The sequence below is a fragment of the Siphonobacter sp. SORGH_AS_1065 genome, assembly GCF_030818595.1.
In the GTDB taxonomy this organism is placed as follows: domain Bacteria; phylum Bacteroidota; class Bacteroidia; order Cytophagales; family Spirosomataceae; genus Siphonobacter.
In genome coordinates this window covers 1775107-1794515 of the sequence record NZ_JAUTAM010000004.1, presented here as the reverse complement: position 1 = coordinate 1794515, position 19409 = coordinate 1775107, and the positions used below count along the sequence as shown (strand labels likewise).

16 protein-coding genes are annotated in these 19409 nt (G+C 48.5%); 6 read left to right on the top strand and 10 right to left on the bottom strand.

Features of this window, described 5'->3' with window-relative positions; translation table 11 throughout:
- Positions 1-209 precede the first annotated feature (209 nt).
- Entirely contained in the window at positions 210-1517 is a 1308-nt protein-coding gene (locus QE390_RS08115) for a hypothetical protein (protein ID WP_307141755.1), read from the bottom strand.
- Between the two features lie 7 nt (positions 1518-1524).
- Complete coding sequence (locus tag QE390_RS08110) at positions 1525-3843, bottom strand: TonB-dependent receptor (protein WP_307141754.1); 2319 nt, start codon at positions 3841-3843, stop codon at positions 1525-1527.
- 110 nt (positions 3844-3953) lie between these two features.
- Here QE390_RS08110 and QE390_RS08105 point away from each other — a divergent pair, with 110 nt between their 5' ends.
- From QE390_RS08105 to QE390_RS08085, 5 genes are all read left to right on the top strand, one after another.
- Complete coding sequence (locus QE390_RS08105; protein ID WP_307141753.1) at positions 3954-4235, top strand: hypothetical protein; 282 nt, start codon at positions 3954-3956, stop codon at positions 4233-4235.
- Positions 4235-4516, top strand: a complete 282-nt coding sequence (locus QE390_RS08100) for a hypothetical protein (protein ID WP_106636502.1) — start codon at positions 4235-4237, stop codon at positions 4514-4516. Before QE390_RS08105 ends, QE390_RS08100 begins: the two co-directional genes overlap by 1 nt.
- Before the next feature lie 6 nt (positions 4517-4522).
- A complete protein-coding gene (locus QE390_RS08095; RefSeq protein WP_307141752.1) occupies positions 4523-6115 on the top strand; it encodes a PepSY domain-containing protein in 1593 nt (530 codons plus the stop codon).
- Positions 6116-6175: 60 nt separating this feature from the next.
- Positions 6176-6952 (top strand): hypothetical protein, encoded by a 777-nt coding sequence (locus QE390_RS08090; protein WP_307141751.1) that lies wholly within the window; start codon positions 6176-6178, stop codon positions 6950-6952.
- Between the two features lie 69 nt (positions 6953-7021).
- The gene (locus QE390_RS08085) at positions 7022-8230 is read left to right on the top strand and encodes a hypothetical protein (protein ID WP_307141750.1); all 1209 of its coding nucleotides are present in this window, start codon (positions 7022-7024) and stop codon (positions 8228-8230) included.
- Between the two features lie 4 nt (positions 8231-8234).
- On the opposite strand, the gene QE390_RS08080 is transcribed toward QE390_RS08085, so the two are convergent.
- From QE390_RS08080 to QE390_RS08060, 5 genes are all read right to left on the bottom strand, one after another.
- Positions 8235-9314, bottom strand: coding sequence for a hypothetical protein (locus QE390_RS08080; RefSeq protein WP_307141749.1), 1080 nt, complete (start codon positions 9312-9314; stop codon positions 8235-8237).
- Between the two features lie 546 nt (positions 9315-9860).
- Positions 9861-10052: a hypothetical protein gene (locus QE390_RS08075; RefSeq protein WP_307141748.1), complete on the bottom strand. Its 192-nt coding sequence runs from the start codon at positions 10050-10052 to the stop codon at positions 9861-9863.
- A complete protein-coding gene (locus tag QE390_RS08070; protein WP_307141747.1) occupies positions 10045-11232 on the bottom strand; it encodes a PepSY domain-containing protein in 1188 nt (395 codons plus the stop codon). Before QE390_RS08070 ends, QE390_RS08075 begins: the two co-directional genes overlap by 8 nt.
- Before the next feature lie 99 nt (positions 11233-11331).
- Complete coding sequence (locus QE390_RS08065) at positions 11332-12537, bottom strand: hypothetical protein (protein WP_307141746.1); 1206 nt, start codon at positions 12535-12537, stop codon at positions 11332-11334.
- Positions 12538-12547: 10 nt separating this feature from the next.
- Positions 12548-14923, bottom strand: a complete 2376-nt coding sequence (locus QE390_RS08060; protein WP_307141745.1) for a TonB-dependent receptor — start codon at positions 14921-14923, stop codon at positions 12548-12550.
- 114 nt (positions 14924-15037) lie between these two features.
- Here QE390_RS08060 and QE390_RS08055 point away from each other — a divergent pair, with 114 nt between their 5' ends.
- Positions 15038-16039, top strand: coding sequence for an AraC family transcriptional regulator (locus QE390_RS08055; protein ID WP_307141744.1), 1002 nt, complete (start codon positions 15038-15040; stop codon positions 16037-16039).
- A 115-nt stretch (positions 16040-16154) separates the two neighbouring features.
- Here the strand turns inward: QE390_RS08055 and QE390_RS08050 are convergent, their stop codons facing one another.
- The 3 genes from QE390_RS08050 to QE390_RS08040 form a co-directional block, all read right to left on the bottom strand.
- Positions 16155-16781 carry a DUF3575 domain-containing protein gene (locus tag QE390_RS08050; RefSeq protein WP_307141743.1) on the bottom strand — a complete coding sequence of 209 codons (627 nt, stop codon included), beginning with the start codon at positions 16779-16781 and terminating at the stop codon, positions 16155-16157.
- 891 nt (positions 16782-17672) lie between these two features.
- Positions 17673-18590, bottom strand: a complete 918-nt coding sequence (locus tag QE390_RS08045; RefSeq protein ID WP_307141742.1) for a hypothetical protein — start codon at positions 18588-18590, stop codon at positions 17673-17675.
- An 87-nt stretch (positions 18591-18677) separates the two neighbouring features.
- Positions 18678-19382: a 2-phosphosulfolactate phosphatase gene (locus QE390_RS08040; protein ID WP_106636491.1), complete on the bottom strand. Its 705-nt coding sequence runs from the start codon at positions 19380-19382 to the stop codon at positions 18678-18680.
- Between the last annotated feature and the right edge of the window lie 27 nt (positions 19383-19409).

The following is a 19409-nucleotide window of genomic DNA, read 5'->3' as shown; positions in this document are numbered from 1 at the left end:
GGTATTTTTATTGCTTTCAGCATATCTGCCTGTGCTTATGGGGTGCTACAAAACTAACTTATTAACGTGGAGACTCACACTCGTCCGCGATACAATCGTGGACAAACGGGACAATACAAAAAGCAAATCGGCACCGAATTGCTTCCGTGCCGATTTACTTTTTAGGCGAAGCCACTACCTGGCTACAATGACAGGAAAAATGCCCCCTTCTACTTCGTCAATTTGAAGAAATGGGTGATCATACCGCCGGCGGCTAGCGTGTTCAGGGACGTTGACTTACCCGTGGCCGGGTCGTAGCTGTACAAGCCGTTTTGCTTCAACGACGTGTTGTAGACCGGCATGTAAATTTTGCCGTCGTACTTATACGTAATCGGGTAGGCATAGCCCGCCGTCAGGGGCATATCCGAAATAAACGTTGCCGTTTGGGCATTCAGATCTAGTTTGGCCCAACGCTGATTGGGGTCGTAAAAGGCCAGATTCGAAAGCTCCTGGTATTCCGACGACGTAATCGAATTGGTCGCCAGTTTGGCAATCAGTTCCAACAAACGGGCCGAGTCCGGTTGACCCGACAGACAGGCGTACATGATGCCATTAGCATCGTAAACCCCACCGAGCAACAGTTGGAACATCAGATTGGGCAAGCCCGTTGCCGTAACAGGGGTAAAGCTATACGACTTGTCGAAATCCGTGCTGCCCGCCGGTATTTTTAAAATCTGAGGTTTAGACCGTTTGGCCGCATTCGGTCCGAGCTGCCCGTCCAGCCCGTATTGCCCCTGCGTGATGATGTAAACATTGCCTGCTTCATCAACAATGCCGTTGTTGGCCCCCCGGGTGAATGGGTAAGTCGCCTGCTCGTAGATGGTCGTTTTTTCCCATTTTCGGGTCGTCAGGTTGATGACCTCCACGTACACATTCTGGGCATCATAATACTGGCCGGTTTTGTAGCTGTTGGTGTAAAGTGCCGCAAACAGGCGGTTATCACTGGCCCGATACGTCAGATAAGCGTAGTTGTTAATCTCATTATTCGGAAAATTCTGGGCCGATGACATATCGATCTGCCCCAACGATTCCATCGTCGACGGGTTAAACATGAACAATGTGCGGTTACCTCCCGTTGAATAAACCCCCAGTTGATCGTTGATAATAATGACGGACTGCAAATAATCGACCAGCGGAATACTGGCTACCTCTTCGATAGCACCAGTGGCCTTCACAACGGCCATTTTAGCCAACTTCTTGTCGCTCACCAGCGGAGGACCAAACAGATAATTTTTCCAGGCCGTACGCGGAACAAAGTTCGAATAGGTGGCTTTGGCGGTCAGGTCAACCGATCCCGAAGGCAGCGTCGAAAAATAACCAGCGTAATACGTCTCACCAGCCGATGTCTGGGAAATAGAGGCCATTACATAGCCTTCCTCCTGGTATTTGGAATCATTGCCGGGGGTAGGATCCGCCGGTTTTGAGCACGACAAAAGGGCTCCCGTAACGAGTACGGCAATGGATAAACGGTTCTTCATGGTTCAATTAAAAATTAGCGATTTCGTAGATGAGTTTGACGTTGACGCTCGTTCCAGCCCTGGGTACCAGGAAGTTGTCGAACAATTCGGCGTTGAAAATATTCAGCACATTGAGTGAGGTAGTCAGCCCGGACTTGAGCAGCTTGTAGGAAACACCGACATCGGTGCGGTGCTGCACTGGCACGTAAGCAGACGGCGTTTTGCGGGGGCTATTGTCGTTACCCACCTGGATGTAATTGAAGGGAGCGATATAATTATAAAACAGGTATGCTCTGAACTCACCGTTCGCGTTGAAGAGGCCCTTTTTTTGCCACGACAACTCCGTATTAGCGAAGAAGTTAGGATTGTTTGGAAAGGCCGCTCCAACCAGAAACTGATTCTCGGTCCCCTTCACTTTGGTGAAGTTTTTCCGCATGAACGTCACGTTCGTCTTGAGCGAAAAGCCTTTGTGATGCGTTAGCACTACGTCGCCTTCCACCCCGATTGTTCGTACTTCATCCGCATTTTCGTACCGCCGGAACACCGTATTTCCCAGAAAAATGACATCGCGTTGTTTACGATAAAAGCCGTTGAGGGCACTCGCGATTCGGAACGTAGGCGATACCGGACAGTCTACGGTGACGCCCAAATTCAGGTTGTCACTGCTTTCGGGAATGAGATCGGTATTTCGCAGGATGTCGGCTCCGTTGCCTACAAACTGACTGAACTGCGGAATCAGGTAGCCTTTCTCGAACGAGGCTCGCAGAAAGAGAGCGGGACTGATCGTGTATTTCAGGCCCGTATTCCATCCCCAGAAGCCCCCTTTTTTATGAATCAGCTGGAACGTGTAGTTTTCAGCTCCATCCAGTGTATAGTCAAACCGTTTCAGGGCGGTAGTGAACGTGAGCTTCGTAAACTGACCCTCATACTGTAGGCCCACGATGTTTTTAGTCAAATGCTGGGGAATCCGTAGGTAATCCTCCTCGGGCGATTCAAGATGATTTTCGCCGGCTATTTTTTGCTTGGCGTACAGATTGGAAACGAGCAGCGTATGGTTTGGGGTTAGCCTCACCGAGGCCGTACTTCGGTTAACCCAACTGTCAGTATAGGTGTCCGAGTAGCCATAACTATACTCGCCAGGATAGCTTCTCCGGCCCACAATAGCTCCGCTCCAGCTATACACATTTCGGGTCGTATCGACATAGTTCATGTGTTCTCGGCTGTAGTTCCCTACGGTGCTGAACCGGACTTTTTCGCCCAGAAAGGCCTTCTCGTATTTCAGCGTCGAAGAAAGATTATTAGCATGGTAGATCGCCTCACCGATGGCGGTACTGGCCACGCGGGCACCATTCATGAGTTCCTTGTAACCACCTGACTGGTTGATCGTTAACGAAATTTCATCGGCCCAGGGCTTGCTATGAACGCCCACCGTAACGCTGCCAAAAAGCATCTGGTATTTGTCGTGAAAACGCCGGACCTCCTCGGTCTTATTTTTCTCGAACACCAGGGCCTTCATCCGGTAATCATTCGCCGAATAATTGTAAGCTCCCGATACCGTGATAAAGTAGTTTTTTGCATTTGCCAGCCCCAGCGTAAAATCCGCCAGATGGGTGTTGAAGGAACCCACGTTGTAGGAGGCTCGCAGCGAATTGTAGGTTTTCTGTTCCGTAATCAGGTTGATTCCTCCGCCCATGGCATCGGTCCCTACCTCCACCGGTAGTACCCCTTTGTAGACATCAATCCGCTTGACATTGCCCAGGGGCAGGGTCGAAATATCGAAGCGTGGATAGATAAATTCCATCGGTAATCCGTTGATATACACCCGAACAGCCGTTCCTCGAATCCCATTGATTGAAATGTCCGAGGCATCCCCCAAGGAACTCGACCGGCGTATCCGAACGCCCGATAAGCGGTCTACCACATCGGTGAGCAGCACATTCTGGGCAGCCACTTCCTTGATCTGGACACTACTGATCGTAATCGGCTTCGTCTCCTGAATTTTGGTCTGCTTTTCAGCCTTTACGGCCACTTCGTCCAGGTTTTTTGCCGTACTCGTGAGCACGATGGGATCAAGCGTGGTAGACTGCCGGATTACTACCTCCTGCTCAACCGAATTAAACCCCAGGTGGCTCATAACCAGCCGATAGTTTCCCGACGCTACGTTGGGAAGCAGAAACTGCCCGGTGCTATCACTCTGCGTAATGTGTTTTGTATTTTTCAAATAAACCGTTACGAGCGATAACGGCTTGCCCTGCTCATCGTCCACCCGTCCTCTCAGGGAAAAACGCTGGGCAAACAAGGGGTTTACAATTACGACTAAAAACGCCAGGAGTACCAATCGTTTCATAGACACGACTTTGTCAGAATAAGTGTAGAATTTTCTCTGCAAAATTATTTGTAATTAATCTAATTAAATATAATTTTGTGAAAAAATTTATGCTGGCACTCTACTTAATTATGTCTGGAACCTACTTGTATTATTCTAAGTCCAAGTGCTTTCCAGCAAGTCTGTATCGGTTTACAGCCGCCTGGTCGTCGTGGCTGGCAGCATTACTAATTGCTCTGGCAACGGGCTTACTGATCAGGACCGAAGGTTGGGTTAGTGGGTGCCTGATCGGCCTGTGTGCACTCAGTCTGGCGTTGATGCTGGTGCCGCTCACGGCTGTTTTAGGGAAGACATATTTTTACAGCCTGATTGGGCTGATGCATGGTTTGCTACTCCTTGACTTATTTTTCTGATGCCAGCCCGAAAGGAATACCTCTCCACACCAGGCCAGCGAGCCCTGAAACTATCGGCAGGTATCGTTGGCGGGTACCTGCTGGCGACGGCCTTTCACCTCCTGCTAGCCGTTGTTACCCCCTTCCGGGAACAAGTGCTGTTATCATCTACCTTCACGTTTTTTCCGAGTTGGGTAGGGCTGATGATCCTGGCTTTTCTGGCTCGAAACGGCTGGAAAATCTGGGGTATTTACTTGATGAGTAGTGTCGTATTCTCTGGAATTATCTATTTCGCCCGATAAACAACGATGAAACTGAACGGATTAGGGAATCGGACGTATAACATTGTGTTCCATACCCATACGGTATCCGGAATCGTAATTAGCGTCGCTTTGTACATCATTTTTTTTGCCGGGGCTTTTACGCTTTTCAGGGATGAATTCTATCAGTGGGAGAACCCTTCGGCCCGTATTCCGATGGCCAAAAGCATGGACTACGACGGTGTTATTCACCAGATTAAACAGCTTCATCCCAACTTCGAAGAAAGCAAGCGAATACGCATCATCCTTCCTACTGAAGAAAAGCCCCTGCTTTCGATTCTTGGAACGCTGGCGAAACCCAAAGGCCAATCGGAATTCGTGGGTTTTCTGTACAATCCCGTTACCCGACAACTCCAATCGACGGATTCTCCGCCGACCACGGTGGGCGAAACCTTATTTCGGCTGCACTATCTGGATCAGGTGCCCTACGCCGGACGCTGGATTGCGGGACTGGTTGCCCTGTTTTTTCTATTTGCCAGCGTAACGGGTGTACTTATTCACTGGCGGAACATCCTGACTAAATTCTACGGTTTTTCACTGAAAGGCTCCCCAAAGCAACTCTGGACGAATGCCCACACGGTTTTCGGCCTGATCGGGCTTCCCTTCCAGCTCATGTACGCCATTACCGGAGCGTTTTATCTGTTACTGATCCTGATTCTTGTACCGGCGGTAATGATCCTGTACGGGGGCGATCAACAAAAAATCTATGGACTCATTCGACCCAATGAAACCGTTCAACTAGCGGAGAAGGCTCCCGTTACGAAGGGGAATCCCTCCATCGCCACGATTGTAGACAAGCTCGCGACCGACTACCCAGGCTACACGGCCACGGTTCTGGAAATCAGGAACCTGAACCGGACTGACGCCCTGGCCTCTGCCCGACTCGCGGATCAAACGTCGTTTACGGGCGATGGCCTGGTTGCGGTTTACATGAAAGACGGCCGGAAAGCGGTTGAGGTTCTTCCGGGTCGTAAGACGTACGTTCAATCCGTGGTCGATGGCATTGCCCGACTCCATTTTGCCCGCTTTGGCGGCCTGTTGCTCAAAGGAATCTATTTCCTGCTGGCCCTATTTACCTGTTTCGTCATCATCAGTGGCATTTTGCTCTGGAAAGAAGCCCGCAACAAGAAAAACTACACTGATCAGCAAAAGCGATTTCACCATCGGGTCACGATGATTTACCTTGCCATTTGCCTGAGTCTGTTTCCGGCCGTTCCGTTGCTATTCATCGCCGAACTGGCCGTGCCGGGTCAAACCGAATCCCATGCCATGCAGGTAAACGCCATGTTCTTTTTGTCCTGGCTGGCTCTGGCCCTGGTCGGACTAGGGCTGAAAACAGAAGCCCGGCAAACCCGCTTGTTTCTGCTGCTGGGTGGCGTTTTTTCAGTATTGGTTCCTGTGGCAAATGGCCTTCGAACCGGCGACTGGCTCTGGCGTTCTCTGAACGAAGGCAAGCCATACGTATTTGGAACCGATGTAAGCTGGCTCCTGATCGGTATCGCTACACTCCTGATCTACTACGCCACGCGAAGAGCTCAAACTGCCGTATCATCCGAAAAAAATCAATACGAAACGGCATAAGGAGAGCTTTGCTACAGTAAATATACGTTATATTCGGGTTGTACCTTAGACCCGCAACGTATGCCGTCCGCACTTCATTTGAATTACGCCAAACAGCTCCATAAGAAGTTTGGTCTGATGGTTCATTACCCACCTATGAAGGACCTCACGATCGGCGATGTTGGACTCCTAGAAAACAAACTATTCAAGAGACAGGATCACCTAAGTGCACTCACTGGCTTGACCGTTAAGCATAGGCTATCAAAGCTTTCCGCCCAAACTGACAATCGATTCTACCTTGCCACAGAAGGCAAAACCGAAGTCCGCTCCCTGGCAAAAGGAGATGCAGGTCTGGCTCACGCTGGTCTGGAGATTAATCTGCAAAAAGAGAACGCCATCTTTTTTAGTGCCACTGATATTCGAATTCACGAAATAGAAAACCAAATTTTACTTGGACAGAAGATTCTTGAACTCTATAAAGCTGGGATCTGGCAGAGACAGTGGGTATTGGTAACGGCTGTCTACATCGCCAAATCTACCCTGATCTTCGGCTCAGCTAAAGGCGGGGCAAGCATTGTTTTAGAGGCTGAAACGGATGTCCCCCGCCTTGACTTGGCTGATGTTCAGTTACAGCTACGTATTAAACGACAAGATACACTGGAGATGAATATCATGGACAATAGTGAAAATGTTTGCCTGTTGGAAACGTCATCTGTTAAGCGTAAAGGGGCCTGGCCGTTTCGAAAGCCAAGTTTTGGGTTTAGCGAGTCCGACGGTCCAACCGATGAGCAAGTGCTGGATCACATTCGGCGTGGTGAAAAAAACGTAGAGGATTTTTTTGCGTTCACGAAGAATTAGTTAGGCTTATCCGTAGACAATCTGTTTCCGACCACTTCTTGTGAATTGTCAACTAATGAAAAACTCATCGTGAAAACAGTCAACGATACTTCCGGGGCATTCAGCACCAACTCCATTTCGCACTCCTTTGCCGGGCAGGCTGCTTTAACCGCCTTCAAGGATTATACTGCTGCATGTAATACACCGGTTTTTAACTATGAACTGATCGAATCAAATCTCCAAGGGATCTATCTGGTTGCACAGGAAGTAGGCTACGAAATGCTAAAAAGCTTTCTGGTCCGTATTGGCAAAGAAGATATGATCCTAAACTGTGTCATTGACTACGTGCATGATAGCCGTTTTCGGGCTTTTGCGACAAAACAACAGAACTACTACTTCATCGGTATCTCTGCGGCCCTGCCAGCCCTGTTACAGGCCCTATTTCATAATCTTTTCTCGTTTACCAATCCGCTGGCAAGTTTTTACGAAGATGACTCTGTAGCAGATTCTCAAGATGAGCAAGACTACATTTTTCCGGATCGACTACTGACCAACTTCTTTGAAAACGAAGCCTTACGGTCTGAGATTGAATCGATTATCAAGGATACAATTCCCGACGAGCGATGGAAACGAATGATGTCCAGCAAATTTACCGAACTAGCCATTTGCTTTTGTATCGCTCACGAGATTGGGCATCTGGTTTGTGGCCATACAGATATTATGGGACTCCGTTCAATGCATACGATTCAGGAAGTCAGATTCAACGGGGAGATGGATGAGGCACGCCCCATAGGCCGATGGCTCAGTCATGCTTTCGAAATCCAGGCTGACCAGACGGCAATGGGATTTTTGTATAGCTACGTGATCGGTACGGCCAAACACCGGGGCAAATTCATGCATTATCTGCGTTGCCAGAACGATCCAATCGGTTTGTATGGTCGAATGCTGTATGCCGTATATCTGGTTTTTCTACTACTCGGCCAGCAGCAGTATATGATCGATGTGAAGGGTTCTCATCCGGCTCCCATCACCCGAATTACCTTTTTGATGGCATTTCTGGGAACAATCATGGCGGATCGTGACGGATATGATCCTGAAGTCGCCGGGGATTTAGTCGAACGATACGCTGACATGGCCGAGGGAGCTTGGGAACGTATCGGCTTTCCGAACGGAAGAAATATCGAAACAATTGACGATTTACCCCAAGTAGTCGTCGACCTGCAACGTGCTATGGATTTGACCGCCCACTATTTCAGGAGCAAGCAGTGGGTTGTCCTGTTTCGCCAGACTATCACTTGATTCCTTACGGCTTTTGCACGGAAAAGCGTTTCAATTCCGGACGTACTTTCCCTTCCAGACAACTCACTAAGATGTCATATTCACTGATTACGTTTTCAGTGCCTTCGTCAATCAAATACTCCATGTTTGGTAGAATGTCATGCCCAAACATTTCCAGAATCTGCTGAGCACGGTTGCTGCCCGCCATGAATGCCTGAAGCAGTTCGGGGCTGAAGCTTTTGTCTTTTTTCCTGGCTCTAAGCCACGATTCGTAGAAAATTTGCCGGATGTCAGGATGGGGGTGCGGCGTGTTGTCCGGATCATACGGCTCTTGACTACTTTCCCTTCTCCAAACCTCCAGCAGCCGGATCAGTACATAGACGGCTTCTCCAGCCAGGGATATGTTCCGGAAAAGTTCAGGTGGAACCAGTTCCGTGTTGATCAGCTCGGGATGATTAAACAGTTCCAAAAACAGACCAAATGCCACTAAATCAGCATCCATTTCCAACGCCCGGATCGTTGCTCGTTTTGTCCAATTCGGTTCAACATCTTCATTGATTAGGTGGAAAGCAACTTTCCTATCACCTCCATTGGTCCAATATTCATCCTTTAAAAAGTAAGGCAGATGACCACGCAAGATATGAGCCAGTTCGTGGAAGAAGATGAACGTGAGTGCAGCTATTATTTTGGGAAACAGCTCCGAAGCAAACCGCTCGTTTATGAACCGACTTTTTTCCTCACTGTTGATACGTTCAGGGCCGAGACTGAGCGAAGCAAAGAGACTCGAAATACCGACGAGTGCCTTGATCGATATAAAAATCGCGAAACAATGTACCGTTGAGTTATCCACAGGCACCACCAAAATCTCGATTCCCAATATTTTCTCGGGACCAGGCTCAACAAAAGCCACTTCGACGTATATCCTGCCGTTGTATATGCTGAAGAAGCCCGAGCAATGTTTGGAAAGAAAATCGTTGGCTTTACGCTGGAAATCTACTGCAATGATATCGTTTGCATCCTCATCGGTAAACTCATGCAACGAGTAGCCATATCCCCGGGCAACGGCGTCGAGCGTGGATTTATCGTAAGGGCCATGAGTACACATTATTTTAGATTTATTAACGGTTGTGAAACTACATGATTCCTTTTAACTTATCAAGAGCTAGTAATTCAGAACCAATCGCTGGAGATCACTCAGAAATTGGTGAGTTAGTGCATTTATCGCATGTTCCGGCTTTGAGCTTTTTGTTTCGGGTACAACCTACGGTAAAGGTGACAACAAGAATAAGGCCCGTCCATTATTCTTAACAATTGCCGAACGAACGTCAACTTGCCACGAGGCTGCTGTTGCCTGAAGTGATCGGTGGGTTCAGGCTCTCGTTAAAGGCTACATACATATACGACAGCAGGCGATATTCTCTGGCTAGTCGGACGTTATATAAGCGGTGTTACTCTAGTATACGCCAATGAGATGCAAACGCGGGTTCAGTGCCAATCGTCCGTTTAGGCCAAACAGATGCATATTGAACGTTTGCTGCATGACTGCATGACACCCACATTCCGAACACGATTGTATTCAGCTCGTCCATGATTGTATTGCGGACGAGCTGAATACAATCGTGTCGTTTTTTAGGGTAATGAGCAGATGAATCTACTTTACAGCTTTCTTATTTCCCTGCGGCCATAACCAAAACCGCCCGATAACCAGTAGGGAAATGCTTAGGGTAAGCCAGGATAACACGTCCCAGAGGTCATTACCGACCAGGGCCGAAATAAGGCCGCTGAGGCTGACGATAGCCAGTAACAACGGGATTGTCCAGATATGCCAGAATCGATTAGTCATCAGTTGCGGGCGAATTAAGGGTTAAAATTTCAGCGTTCTCGATCTGTTTTGCCTTCGACTGTCCCATGCGGGCAATCTGAGCTTTGGTTGCTTTGTTGCGAGCAAACCACAAATACAAACCGCTGATTAAGACCACAATGGTTACTAGATCGAAAAGTGCCCAGATTATTTTTAGCGGGAGTCCCCCGTAGTCGCCAAAATGGAGCGGCTGCGAAAGAAATAAGGCATTGACAAACCAGGGCATGTCCCGCATGTCGGTCAGTTTTCCCGTTTTGGCATCAACCAGTGCCGGTTTGATCAATCGTTCGGTAAGGGGTGTTTTACCCTTGGCAAATACGGCGTAGTGGTGCTTACTGGAGAACATCGTTCCCGGATAAGCCACCAGATACGGTTCCATCTCGGGGGCGGCCCGGCGGGTAACCTCGAAGGCCTGATCCAGCGAACTGAGTTTCCCCGTCAGGGGAGCCGCGTTTTTGTAGGGAGCTGTCATCTCCGCCAGTTGACCTACTTGCCATAAACCCAGCACCACTTCCGAGAGGGTATTGATGACGCCCGTAAAACCGACCACAACGGCCCAAGCCACCGTTACGACGCCGAGCAGATTGTGTAAATCCAGCCATTTCAGCCGGGAAGACTTCTCAGTACGAATCATCCCGAAATCAAATCGTTTCATGATGGGTCCATACAGCATCAGCCCCGATATGATCGCCAGCACGAACAGCATTCCCATCAGCCCCAGAAACAGTTTACCGCCCATTCCCATGAACATGTCGGTATGTAGTTGAAGCATGACGTACATAAAACCCTCCTGATCATGGGGCTCTTCCAGTACTTTTCCCGTTCGCTCATCCATAATGACCGTTTTGAAATTAGTGGGAGGAGCCGTTAGCGAATCGGATAAACTCAGCGTTACGGTATGAGGCTGGTGATCATCCCAGTACAGAAACCGGATTACTTTGCTGGGATTGGCTTGCAGCCCGGTTTCCACGAGTTTATTCAGGCTTACTTTGGGGGTATTGGCGGGCAAGGTGGGAGCCAGCTTGGGTTCCAATCCCTCAATTTCCTCATGAAAAACCAGAGGTAAGCCCGTCACGCACAGCATCAGCAGAAAAGCCGTGCAGATCAGACTGGTCCACTTGTGAATCTGAAACCAGGTTTTTACCTGTTTGGTCGTGCTCATACGTATTCGATTATTTTCTGACAGCCGGGTCGCCGGGCGGATTCACAGGATTTTACAGAATCAATCTTGTGAATCCTGTTAATCCTGTCGCATAAAAACCTATTGTAACTTTGCAAAGCCCCAGAGGCTGCCCTCATGGGCTACGTTGAATACCTGTGTGGCTTTGGTGCCATCCAGTACGTAATAGCCGTCAACTTTCTGGCTTGGATTCCGAACCCAGAAATAGATTTTTCCATCTATTTCGGTAATCCCATAATCGTTGGCATAGGAGTAATCATGCTGCGGCATCCCTTCAATTTTCGTTTTCTGGCCCGTAGCCATATCGACCACGTAATATTCAAAAATTGGGCTGGTTAGGTTGGAGAAGTTAGCCGCCAGCGGAGTAGAAGGTAACTCAATGTAGATCTTCCCGCCTTTTACCAAGGCAGTAGCAATGGAAGCTCCGTTTTGTAAGTCATTGGCTTTCAGTATCCAGTTACGATCAAAATCGGTTTCGCCTTTCTTGATCCGAATCACCGAAGAGCTAGTAAAGCCCGTCCCCAGTGCTGTGCTGTAGAAATACAGGGCCCCATCATCGCCGAGACTCCACATCTTATTAGCCGAGGAACCCCAGCCCACGCCTTTCAGCCCCTCATACTTGATCGTTTTATCCAGTTTATCCGTCGCCATATCGATCACGGCAAACTCAATGTAGTTATAAATATCGTCACCGTAACCCAGTGCCTTTTTGGTGCCATAGGTAATACCGGCGTACAGTTTACCTTCCTTCGTTGCCAGCGTATGCTTGCCAATAACCTGATATTCCACCCCGGATTTTTGCAGGGACGACAGGTCGATCTCCCCGGTTCGCTGCATGGTGGTCGGGTTGAACTTCTGGATCTTGAGCGTTCCCCTCGTTTCGTCCAGGTAATAGCCGCTGGTTTCCGTAGCAATCACGTATTGAGTAGAACCCGCCAGAAAGCCTCCATCGACAATACTACCATCGTCGGCTACGGTATACTTTTGCAGCCCTACATCACCAGCCGCATTGCTACGGTTGAAAAACCACTTTCCGAAAGCCCGAAAGCCAAAGGCGGATTTGACTTGCAACGCTTTCGACGTAATGGGGTTTACGGTCCCGGTCGGTATACTAGTGAACGCCGTCAGATAACCCGGTGACTGAAACTTGGTCACATCGGTCATTAGCACATATTTTGCGTTGGCAGTCGGGGTTGGCGTTGGGTTATCAGCACTGTCTTTGCTACACCCAGCGAGCAGGGCGATGGTCAGGCAGGAAAGAATAAACTGGGAAAAAGACGTTTTCATACAAACTTGATTAATAAAGGAGATAGTTCACTTTCAGATGGATACTGCGGCCCGCATTCTGAATGCGGAAATTGTCGTAAACGGGCGTATTCAGCAGGTTTTTAACCTGAACCCCCACCGAAAACCAGGGACTGACGGGGTTATAGGTAAACCCAACCGTGTGGAGCGACTGATTGGGGATGATGTTGGGAGCATCGAACCGGGCCTTGCCCCAAAGGCCCAGTAATCCGCTTGGTTCCTGTGCCTTCGGTACGTAGTCCAGGTAATACTCCCGCACAAACAGGTAGTAGTAATACAGATGGAGTTTATCGCGTGAGGACAGTACGTGCGAACACGTGCCCGTAAGCCCAAGATTGGCAAAGAAATAAGGCGTATTGCGAAGCCGGGAACCTTCGGCAATGCGGTTGCCGGTATCGAACAGCCGGAAATTCTGATACGTGAAATTCCCGTTGGCTCGCAGCCATTTCCACAGAGAAACGGTTAGGTCCGACTCCACGCCCAAGCCTCGTACGTTCGTTACGTTCTGGTTCTGGCTGAACAGAAAATCGACTGGAACTCGCAGAATCATGTCGTGCGTAATCCGGTAAAAGGAATTGACTTCGAGGGTATAACGTCCCGTTTTTTCGGTCCGAAAGCCCAGATTGACGTTCGTACTCCGCTCGGGGAGAAGCTGAAAATTAGAGCGGTTAAAGTTCCCATCGCCGAAGAGTTCGTCCTGTTCCGGCAGCCGCGTGGCCAGTTCAGCCGATGCCCGTAGAAACGTTGATGAAGTCAATGAAAATTTAAGGGCTTCGGCAATTCCCCAGCGTTGGATCGAAGCCGAACGGGGCTGTTCCGTTCCGTAATAATCGGCATCAATCGCGTGGGTGTCGTAATGATAAAACTTGACAATCAGCTGGTTGGATAGACGTTCTTTGAGCAACGTCGAGGCTAAGCCCAGTGCGGCAACGGCTTTGTTATAGTTCGCCTTCACGGTCAAGATGTCCCGCCCCGACTCCCGAAACGTAACGCCCAGCGGATCGCGGCCCACGCGGGTCATGTTGGACGAAACGAGATTGAATTCCAGTCGGTGTTGATCGTTGAACGTATAAGCCAGATTTGTACGGGAGGTGTGGTATGAAAAATCGAGCGTTGACAACGTTCCCCGCACAGAAATTTCGCCCTGACGGGATGGACTGGGAATGAAGTTCCCGTACCAGTCGTAGGTACCTCGGGCCGTATCGGTTTGAGTAACGCGAATCGTGTTGGTCGTCAGGAACTGATCGATGCTGAGTTTACCCACCGTTTTCCGGTAACGTAGCGTCGGGATGATGGAATACTGTCGACTCACGCTGGCCCCAAAGGGCTGCGACATCGTGGCACCGTATTGGTTCTGCCGATCAATATCGAAGCCCGTCACGCCAATTCGCAGTTCATCCGCCCAGCGTAGGTGAGTCAGTCCGCCATAAATTTCAGCGTAATAGTTCGTAAATCGGTTATGAAACAGCCGCACCGTAGCGGGTCGCTGAGTGGCCGTTTCCTGATCCGTTACGTTGACCGTTACCGGATAGTTGTTGTCAGAGCGGTTGAGGAAAGCATCGACCCCGACGAAGAATCGTCGGGTGGTATCAGTATACAGTGCATTCAACGACAGGCGATGGGTATTGAACGAACCGATTTCGTACGACCCTTCGGCATACCGGTAAAGCGATTTTTTAGTAATCAGATTCACCGCACCGCCCAGGGCATCGGCTCCTAAACTGGTGGGTAACACGCCTTTGTATACCTCTACCCGTTCCAGCATATTGACTGGCACAAGCGAGATGTTATAGCCAGTCCCCAGATAATCCATCGGAATGCCGTCTTTGAAATTCTTGATGGCCCGTCCCTGAAACCCATTCATCATCAAACCCGCGTCAGAGCCCAATCCGCCCGTTTGCCGGATGCGAATCCCCGCCGAACGGTTCATTAGCTCAACCAGCGTAGCGGGTTGCTCCTGTACCGCCTTGGTGTTAATAACCTCTGCCTTAATCGGTTGCAGTTTGGCCTGCTGGGTTTCGGTTTTACCTGTTACCTGCACTTCCGAAAGCTGGCGAGCATCTTCCTGCAGCGTGAACGTAAGCTCCACAACGGGCTGATTGCCGGAACGAACCACCTGCGTCGACGACTGGTAGCCGAGGTGCGTCACCTGCACCTGATACGTTCCTTGCGGAAGAGCGGAAAACGCAAACTGACCGTCGGAATTTGTTGTCGTGTATTTCTTTAGCTCGATCAGGCTTACCGTAGCACCCGGCAAGACCGATCCTTTCACATCCTTTACGCTTCCTTTGAATAGCCAGGGGACGGATTGTCCGTTCACCATCCAGGAAGCAAGAAAGGCCAGCAGAAATAGTAGCCTTTTACACATTTATCTGTACATTCGCTTATTAAGACTTATTCTTAATAGCGACAAAAGTAGGGTTCGATAAAGCCACCCTGGTAACGCGAGATGCAGTATTAATGCCGCCATAGACAGCCTTTTATGAAAATTGTATTTAGCTCCGACGACATCCGGGAACATAACTTTGTAAAGGAGTATTCCGAAGGGTTTAAGGCTGGAAGCTCCACTGGCATTCGGGAAGTCACCACAGAATTCAGGTATGCGGGTATCCACTCCCAGGCTCAACGGTTTTCCATTGATGGAGTTATTGCCGGTTTTTTTCAGTCACGGCACGATTTCTCGTTCACCCACTACATTGAAAGCGATTTTCCGTACCTGCAAATGCATTTCGAATTAACCACGCAAGGTTGTCTGTACCAGCCCAAAGGTGACTTCGAACCGCATACGCTCATCACCAAAGGACAGCATGCCCTGCTGTTTTACCCCGCACTGAAAGGCCCCTTAACGTACCTGAAAACGCCCGGTGGCTCGAGCGTTGAAATTGAATTATCGCTGGATTTTATGCGTAAGTTATTCAATAACGACCTCGAACAACTGGGTACGTTTGGCCGTCGGCTTGAACAAGCCCAACCCGCTTTGCTGGGCCAACAGAGTTACCCGATAACGCCCCGTATGATTCAGGTGCTGTCCGAGATTCGGAATTGTCAGTACGTGGGTTCTTTGAAACGAATGTTCGTGGAAGCAAAAATTGTGGAGCTGCTCACGCTTCAGATTGATCAGATTTTGTCGGCCCGAGACACCCAGCCCATATTGAAGAAGAAAACGCAGGATAAACTACAGGAAGTCAGAACCTTACTACTTACCCATCTGGATACGCCCTGTTCCATCGAGACGCTATCGAAAACCGTGGGCATCAATCGAACCAACTTACAGGAAGGCTTTAAACAACTTTTCGGTACCACCATTTTCGGCTACATCACCGACCAGCGGATGGAGCGGGCTCAGGAGTTCCTCGCTAGTGGCCGATACGAGACCATTGCCGAAGTGGCCGCATTGGTAGGCTACAAAAACCCGCAGCATTTTACGGCGGCCTTCAAACGGAAGTTTGGCTATCTGCCTAAACAGCTTTTGAAATCGGACTAGGTGTTTTTGCCATTTAATACACTCACTCCTGCCTTGTATCTATTGTTGGTAAGTGCTTTTTTATTAGAAGAAGGGTTACTCGGCTTCTTTACTCTAACCGCAGCGGAGGTATCGGTCAAAGCAAAAAACTTAGTACAATGAATCCCTGAATGCTTCTTACAGGTTCGCCACCCCGGCTTACGCCAAAACCTGGCTGATAGTTGCGAACGATACTACCTACATAGTTATTCCGTTGGGGTTGAAAACCATACTGTACGCCCGTTTCTAGCCGGAAACGTTTCGAAAGCTTAAAGGTTAACCCGCCAGTTAAGGCCCCTCCCACCAGTAATCCACTAGCCTTAATATCTTCGCTGCTATTATTCATATCGTCTCGCCGGACGCCGCTCTGATTATAACCAGAGGCAATCACTTGAGCCCCAATGAAAATATTGGTAGCAGGTTCTTTCCCGGTTACACTTAGCAGGTATAATCGCCCTCCGACCTTCCCAAACCAACCGGAAGTAGCTCTTTCATCAATCATATCATCAAACTTCAGGCCACTCAAACCTATATAACCCGATCGATGTACGTAGCCTGAATGAAGAGTTAAACTGTAGGCCGGATGCTTTTGAAATTCTGCGGTGACTTCCAGCGTACGAAGGGGTAACAAGAGTACATTGGCTCCAAGGCGGGTTTTCCACTGAGCAAAGCTTAGGTTAGCCAAGCTAAAAAACAGAACAATCGTCAGTAGTGATTTTTTCATGGGTCAGCGATTTTTATACAGGACGCCAAACGCACGAAAAAGGTTGTATTTCAGACTAGTAGAAAAGAAGAATTATTGTGATCAAACCCTAAGAGATTACTAAGCTATATACAAAAAAGAACTCCTGCCGCAGAGCCGCAGGAGTTCATATATAATGTTTTCAGAGTGTTCCGCCAAGTTCACTCTAAAAAGAGTTCTTACGTATATAACTAAACTTAGAGATAATTAGTTTATTAAGGCCTTTTTTTATTTTAAGTGTTTAGCAACTGTCTAACAAATAAGAGTTAACCAAAAGGAGTAAGTCTCTGCTTAATTCGGGGGACCATTGGAAGTAGAGTTTATGCAGCCATCTGTTATCGAGCCCCCAGATTTTATCCGGGGACAGACACGGTTGGTAATGATAGCTTATTTTATATCTAAAGGATACATCATTACTTAATCTTCAAGATCTGTCATTCAGAGCGAAGCGAAGGATCTTAGGGCCTTTTTCGAGCTGGTTGGGTCAGGCAGTAACCTGCCTAGCCCCGTCTCTTCCCATTCCACAGAAGGTCTCTCTACGTTCGAGAGGTCAGTTAAGGGTTAATCACACCCGCAGTCGCTCGGCTCTAGCCGAGTGACTACCTAGCTCTAGGCCTCTGGCCGGTAGAAGGCGAACCAGTAGAGGATCAGCCAACAATTTTTCCCCAACCAAAACAGGCTTGTTAACATCGGCCAGGGGCCTACCAGACTACAGCGTCACTCGGCTAGAGCCGAGCGACTGCGAGGGCACATTTCATACCTGAAGCAAACATCATTACTTTCATAACAGCATCCGTCATTCAGAGCGAAGCGAATGATCTTATGACCTTTTCGAGCTGGTTAGGTCAGGCGGTAACTTGACTAAGCCAGCTTTTAATCTAAGCCTAAGATTACCTGAAACTTTTTCTTACCTATTTCTTTCACCGTCAGGGATATAAAATCGGTATAACTCGACACGCCAAACTGTTCGAATTTTTCACCGGATAATTCGTCTGGTTCCCAGCCCTGTAAACAGCTTTTCAACTGATTGACGTGTTGGGAGAAGAGTTGTTTAGCCTGATCTTTCGTTGAGAATTCTCCCAAAACGGCCTGATATTTTGTTTTCTCCTGTTCGGTCTCAAAAATAATTTCAGAATTTTTTCCGGGCAGAAAAGCGAACGAAGTCTGAAAGTGATCCGTAATGCCTGCTTTTTTATCGGTTTTGGTCTTCTTACCCTTGATCCGACTGAAATGATCCTGATGTTGAGAAAGCAGAAAGTTAACCCGCTCGCAGAAATCCGCCTGCTCCGTTGGAAGGATTACTTCGGCGGGTAGCAGGTATTTCCGAATCACGTAATCACCCGCACTGTTAGGATCGGTGGAGAATACTTTGAGCTGATACGTACCCGTGACTGGAACTTTATAGCTCAATTTCTGGATACTAAAACCCGGAAATTCATCGGTATCTTTTTTCGTCTGCACCTGCTTATCAGGGCTTTCCAATGAAATGGCAATGCGATACCAATCCGTTGCTGCTTCCAACCGTAGTTCTTCGCCTTCTTTCAAGCTCAGGGTATAGATATCGTAATAACTCTTATCAGCATCCTGAGGGTCGGTTTTTCCGAGATTTCCCTTCACAATGTCATACGCAAAGGCTTGACCAGGTTGAAGCAAATGAGCATCAAGAGCGGTCTGGGAAGCGGGCGTTTTTACGGTTACTTTACCCTTTTTCTTAACAGGCTTTTTGGCTTTCTGAGCAAAGGTTGGCACGCTCAGAGTGATGAATAAAATCAGGTAGGGAAGGTATTTCATGCGTTTTTGATGGTAATTTCTGAATGAAAAAACGCAGATAAAGTCATAAACCTTACCTGCGTTCGAAATTATTTTCCTATGAACGGTTTACATCGCCACGAGTTGATTCCCCCGTAAAACGGGTAATACATCGTAGAGATCGTGTTGTAAGCAGTAAGAAATGTCTTTATGAATGCCTAAGCGGTGCAGACGACGCACGTGCGAAGAGTTCGCCACGAAACCTAACAAATCGTCTTTTGCTCCGACATAAAGCCGCTGTGCCATCATGGCGGCGTCTTCCGAAATCATAAATTCGTTTTGCAGACGATCTACCAGAGCCCCGGCAAATAAGGTGTCTTCCAGATTAGGTTTGCCTTTCCAGCCCGCACATAACACCAGAATGTCGTATTGCTGATTGCGAAGGTATTGCGTCAAGGCTTCCAGATTCAGAAAAGATCCGATCATTACCTTTACAGCCGCCCGCGATTTGGTAATCGCCAGCGTTCCATTGGTAGTAGTTACGGCAATGGTTGAACCCGAAAACTTCTCGTTCATGTAACTAAACGGCGAATTGTCCAGATCAAACCCCTCGGGCGTCATGCCATTCCGTTCGGCAGCGGCGTAATACCCCTGGTCGCGTAGTTGAACGCATTCTTCAATACTGGCCACGGGAATGATGGACTGCACTCCATAAGCAAAGCCTGTTACCATGCAGGACGTAGCCCGAAAAATGTCAACAACGACTACTATGGAATTATCAATTTTATGCTGATAGAGCAGCTCGGGAGTCAGACAAACGTCAATTTGTTTCATGAAGGGCTATTCGCTAATACCCGAACC